Genomic DNA, 5,413 nt, shown 5'->3' on the forward strand with positions numbered 1-5,413 from the left:
ATTCAACGCGGTGGCTGGCACCGGCTGCGCCGGTGTTCGCGGGCTTGCCCGCTCCCACAGGGGCCGCGCTACGCGCTAGAACTCAGGCCAGGGTTTCGAGGACGTAGGCAACATCCTGCAATACAGCCGTATCCCCCCGCTCGGTCCAGTACAGGGCGATCATCCGGGCATCGGCCTCGACCTTGTAGACACTCGCCGGCAGGCGCGCCAGCGGCTCCAGGAAGCGCGGGTCCTCGCAGGGTTCACGCCATTTGTTCCACCACACGCCCGGGGTGATCTGCCAGAAGCAGAAGCTGTCCTCATGGCCACGGCGGCGTGCCCGGTGATACTGCGGGCACGGGCTCGGTGGCTGCCTTTCCAGCCAGTGCGGCCATTGCTGTGGCGCCAGCTGCATGGCCAGGCCCATGCGCCGCGCCTCCAGGCGCAACTTCATCTGCTCGCTCTGCTTGCGCGAGGTGCGCAACCAGGAAAGCGGGCTGAGAATCAGCGCAAGGATTGACACCACCAGCAATACCGTCATATCAGTAGTTCCCATAAAACGTTGCAAATGAGCTGGTTAGCCATTTTTCACGGAAGACCCGCCCGAAAGCGACCATACTTGTTCTATTGCGATTGTCAGGAGTTCCGCTCATGTCCTACGAACATCTTCTGGTCGCCGTCGACCTGACCGAAGAATGCGACCCGGTGATCAAACGCGCCATGGCACTGGCCGCACCGTCGAACGCCAAGGTTTCCCTGGTACACATCGTCGAGCCGATGGCCATGGCGTTCGGCGGCGATGTGCCGATGGACCTGTCGCAACTGCAGCAGCAACAGTTCGACCAGGCCAAGGAACGCATGGACCGCCTGTTCAACAAGTACCCGGACATTCAGCGCGGCGACTCGCACCTGACCTATGGCCAGCCGCGCCAGGAAATCCACCAGCTGGCCAAGGACCAGAAGTGCGACCTGATCGTGGTCGGCAGCCATGGCCGTCACGGCCTGGCGTTGCTGCTGGGTTCCACAGCCAATGATGTGCTGCATGGCGCGCCGTGCGATGTGCTGGCGGTAAGGCTGCAGAAAAAAGAATGATTTGACCTGTACCGGCCCTTTCGCGGGTAAACCCGCTCCCACAGGGACTGCACGGAGCTGAAAAGCTGTGGAGGACCTGTGGGAGCGGGCAAGCCCGCGAAGAGGCCGGCACAGGCTGACGCCGATCAGCCTTCCAGCTCGGCCCAGCGCTCTACCAGCACATCCAGTTCGGCCTGCAGCTTCTCGATCTTCGCCAGCACCGCCGACGTTTCCGCAATCGGCCGCTGATAGAAGCCCGCCGCATTCACTTCTTCCTGGGCCTCGGCCATGCGCTGTTCCAGCGCGTCGATCTGCCCTGGCAGCATCTCCAGTTCACGCTGCAGCTTGTAGCTGAGCTTCTTTTTCGAGGCTTCTTCGGCCACCGGAGCAGCCACTGGCGCCGGCTTGGCCTCGACCTTCTCCACCACCGCGCTGTTGAGCGCAGACTTGCCGCCCTTGCTCTCGGTCACGCCCAGCAGCTTCGGCGAGCCGCCCTGGCGAATCCAGTCCTCGTAACCACCGACGTACTCACGCACCTTGCCCTCGCCTTCGAACACCAGGGTGCTGGTGACGACGTTGTCGAGGAACGCCCGGTCGTGGCTGACGATCAGCACGGTGCCCTTGTAGTTGGACAGCACTTCCTCGAGCAACTCGAGGGTTTCCACATCCAGGTCGTTGGTCGGTTCGTCGAGCACCAGCAGGTTGGCCGGCTTGCTGAACAATTTGGCCAGCAGCAGCCGCGCGCGCTCGCCACCCGACAGCGCCTTGACCGGCGTACGGGCGCGCTGGGGGCTGAACAGGAAGTCGCCCAGGTAACTCAGCACATGGCGGTTCTGGCCGTCGATCTCGATGAAATCGCGGCCTTCGGCCAGGTTGTCGATCACGGTCTTTTCCAGCTCGAGCTGGTGACGCATCTGGTCGAAATAGGCCACTTCCAGCTTGGTGCCGCGCTCGACCTTGCCGGAGGTCGGCTCCAGGTCGCCGAGCATCAGCTTGAGCAGGGTGGTCTTGCCGGTACCGTTGGCGCCCAGCAGGCCGATGCGGTCCTCACGCTGCAGGACCATGGAGAAGTCCTTGACCAGCATCGGCCCCTCAGGGTGATGGAAGCTGACGTTTTCCAGCACCATCACCTGCTTGCCGGACTTTTCCGCCGCCTCGATCTGGATGTTGGCCTTGCCCTGGCGCTCGCGGCGTTCGCTACGCTCCACGCGCAGCGCCTTCAGCGCGCGCACGCGGCCTTCGTTGCGGGTACGGCGGGCCTTGATGCCCTGGCGGATCCACACCTCTTCCTGGGCCAGGCGCTTGTCGAACAGCGCATTGGCGGTTTCTTCGGCGGCCAGCGCGGCCTCCTTGTGCACCAGGAAGCTGGCGTAGTCGCCGTTCCAGTCGATCAGCCCACCGCGGTCCAGTTCGAGGATGCGGGTGGCCAGGTTCTGCAGGAACGAGCGGTCGTGGGTGATGAACAGCACGGCGCCGTTGAAGCTGCGCAGGGCCTCTTCGAGCCAGGCGATGGCGCCGATGTCCAGGTGGTTGGTCGGCTCGTCGAGCAGCAGCAGGTCGGGCTCCGACACCAGCGCCTGGGCCAGCAGCACGCGGCGGCGCCAGCCACCGGACAGCTCGGCCAGGGTCTTGTCGGCCGGCAGTTGCAGGCGGCTGAGGGTGCTTTCCACCACCTGCTGCAGGCGCCAGCCGTCACGGGCTTCCAGCTCGTGCTGGACGTGCATGAGCTTTTCCAGGTCTTCGTCGCCCTGGATATTCAGGCTCAGGTGGTGGAACTGCGCCAGCAACTCGCCAACGCCATCCAGGCCGGCGGCCACCACATCGAACACCGTGCGCTCGTCGGCCACCGGCAGCTCCTGTGGCAGCTCGCCGATCTTCAGGCCCGGGGCACGCCAGATTTCGCCGTCGTCGCCCTTCTGCTCGCCCTTGACCAGGCGCAGCATGCTCGACTTGCCGGTGCCGTTGCGGCCGATGATGCACACCCGCTCGCCACGAGCGATCTGCCAGGACACGTGGTCCAGCAGCGGCATGGCACCGAATGCGAGGGACACATCGCTGAATTTGAGCAGGGTCATGTTGGTCTCCATAAATCGGGCGCGCATTCTACCTGACTTGGCCTGCGACGGCATCCGCCTGGCCAGCCGACGCAGGCTTTGCGACATCCGGTCGAACTTAATATCCGGATACAAGCACAGTGCTTTCACCCGCCGCCGGCAAACAGCTAAGCTAGGGCAATAGCTTCCATCAGTGCTGGCTCCGCCGTCACTTCCCCATGGTTCAACTGCCCGGACGTATCATGCGCAGCCGCCTGTTACAAATTGCTTCCTGCCTGCTGCTCAGCGCTGCCACCTGCGCCGCGCAGGCCGCCGACCTTACCCTGCAACGCCAGTACTATGACGAGGCCAAGCGTGCGCTGGCCAAGGGCGACAAAGGCCCCTACCTGCGTTATGCCCAGGCCCTCGGCGACTACCCGCTGACGCCCTATCTGGCCTATGACGAACTCACCGCCCGCCTGAAAAGCGCCAGCAACCAGGAAATCGAAGGCTTCCTCGCCAAGCACGGCGACCTGCCACAGGCCAACTGGATGAAACTGCGCTGGTTGCGCTGGCTGGCCGAACGCGGCGAGTGGGACACCTTCGTCAAGTACTACGACCCCAAGCTCAACTTTACCGAACTGGACTGCCTCAACGGCCAGTACCAGCTCAGCCACGGCCTGCGCGCCGAGGGCTACGCCACAGCGGAAAAACTGTGGAACGTCGGCAAGTCGCAGCCGGCCACTTGCGACACGCTGTTCGGCATGTGGGCGGCCGAAGGCCAGCTGACCGAGGCCAAGCGCTGGCAGCGGACCAAGCTGGCGGCCCAGGCGCGCAACTACGGGCTGGCCAACAACCTGGTCAAGACCCTCACCACCCTCGGCCCGCAGGGGCGCCTGCTGGTCGATGTGGCGCAGAAACCCGAACTGCTCAAGCAGCCGTCGCGCTTCACCCCGGCCAACGAAGCCATGTCCGATGTGGTCAGTCTCGGCCTGCGCCGCCTGGCCCGGCAAGACCCGGACCAGGCCATGGCGCTGCTCGACGATTACGCCCAGCGCATGCATTTTTCCCGTGACGAAAAGGTCGCCATCGCCCGCGAAATCGGCCTGACCCTGGCACGCCGCTACGACCCGCGCGCGCTCGAGCTGATGACCCGTTACGACCCCGAACTGCGTGACAACACCGTCAGCGAGTGGCGCCTGCGCCTGCTTCTGCGCCTGGGCCGCTGGGAGGATGCCTACGAGCTGACCCGCCGCCTGCCGCAAGACCTGGCCAGCAGCAGCCGCTGGAAATACTGGCAGGCGCGCAGCCTGGAGCTGGCACAGCCGAACAACCCGCAGGTGCCGCTGCTGTACAAGACCGTCGCCCGCGAGCGTGATTTCTATGGCTTCCTTGCCGCTGACCGGGCACAGACGCCTTACCAGTTGAACAACAAGCCGCTGCTGCTGAGCCCGCAGTTGGTCAACAAGGTACGCAACACCCCAGGCATTCGCCGTGCCCTGGAGTTTCATGCCCGCGGCCAGATCGTCGAAGGCCGCCGCGAGTGGTATCACGTCAGCCGCCACTTCAGCCGCGACGAAATGGTCGCCCAGGCCCGCCTGGGTTATGACCTGCGCTGGTACTTCCCGGCCATTCGCACCATCAGCCAGGCGCAGTACTGGGACGACCTCGACATCCGCTTCCCGATGGCCCACCGCGATACCCTGGTGCGTGAAGCCAAGGTCCGCGGCCTGCATTCGAGCTGGGTCTTCGCCATTACCCGCCAGGAAAGCGCATTCATGGAGGATGCCCGTTCGCCGGTGGGCGCCAGCGGCCTGATGCAGCTGATGCCGGCCACGGCCAAGGAAACCGCGCGCAAGTTCAGCATCCCGCTGGCCTCCCCGGCGCAGGTACTCAACCCGGACAAGAACATCCAGCTGGGCGCGGCGTACCTTAGCCAGGTGCACAGCCAGTTCAATGGCAACCGGGTACTCGCTTCGGCAGCCTACAACGCCGGCCCAGGGCGCGTGCGGCAGTGGCTGAAAGGCGCCAAGCACCTGAGCTTCGATGTGTGGGTGGAGTCGATCCCGTTCGACGAAACGCGCCAATATGTGCAGAACGTGCTGTCGTATTCGGTGATCTACGGGCAGAAGCTCAACTCGCCGCAGCCGCTGGTGGACTGGCATGAGCGGTATTTCGATGACATGTGATGGTTGCTGAGCCTGTGCCGGCCTCTTCGCGGGCTTGCCCGCTCCCACAGGTATTTCCACAACCCTGTGGGAGCGGGCGAGCCCGCCCAGGGGGCGGCCCAGGGAACACAGCGATTACAGAAAATACCCCCGCCAACCCGC

Annotated in this window: 4 protein-coding genes; 2 read left to right on the forward strand and 2 right to left on the reverse strand. The window is 64.5% G+C overall.

Annotation, left to right across the window (positions count from 1 at the left end; all coding sequences use genetic code 11):
• Positions 1–82: 82 nt before the first annotated feature.
• Complete coding sequence (locus tag C6A77_RS24865) at positions 83–520, reverse strand: hypothetical protein (protein ID WP_114171997.1); 438 nt, start codon at positions 518–520, stop codon at positions 83–85.
• Positions 521–630: 110 nt separating this feature from the next.
• Here C6A77_RS24865 and C6A77_RS24870 point away from each other — a divergent pair, with 110 nt between their 5' ends.
• Complete coding sequence (locus tag C6A77_RS24870; RefSeq protein ID WP_114171998.1) at positions 631–1,071, forward strand: universal stress protein; 441 nt, start codon at positions 631–633, stop codon at positions 1,069–1,071.
• A 125-nt stretch (positions 1,072–1,196) separates the two neighbouring features.
• Here C6A77_RS24870 and C6A77_RS24880 read toward each other — a convergent pair whose 3' ends face one another.
• Positions 1,197–3,125, reverse strand: a complete 1,929-nt coding sequence (locus C6A77_RS24880) for an ATP-binding cassette domain-containing protein (protein ID WP_114171999.1) — start codon at positions 3,123–3,125, stop codon at positions 1,197–1,199.
• 221 nt (positions 3,126–3,346) lie between these two features.
• Here C6A77_RS24880 and C6A77_RS24885 point away from each other — a divergent pair, with 221 nt between their 5' ends.
• Positions 3,347–5,272, forward strand: coding sequence for a transglycosylase SLT domain-containing protein (locus C6A77_RS24885; RefSeq protein WP_114172000.1), 1,926 nt, complete (start codon positions 3,347–3,349; stop codon positions 5,270–5,272).
• The last annotated feature ends 141 nt before the right edge of the window (positions 5,273–5,413 follow it).

It is taken from the genome of Pseudomonas sp. AFG_SD02_1510_Pfu_092 (genome assembly GCF_003331055.1).
In the GTDB taxonomy this organism is placed as follows: domain Bacteria; phylum Pseudomonadota; class Gammaproteobacteria; order Pseudomonadales; family Pseudomonadaceae; genus Aquipseudomonas.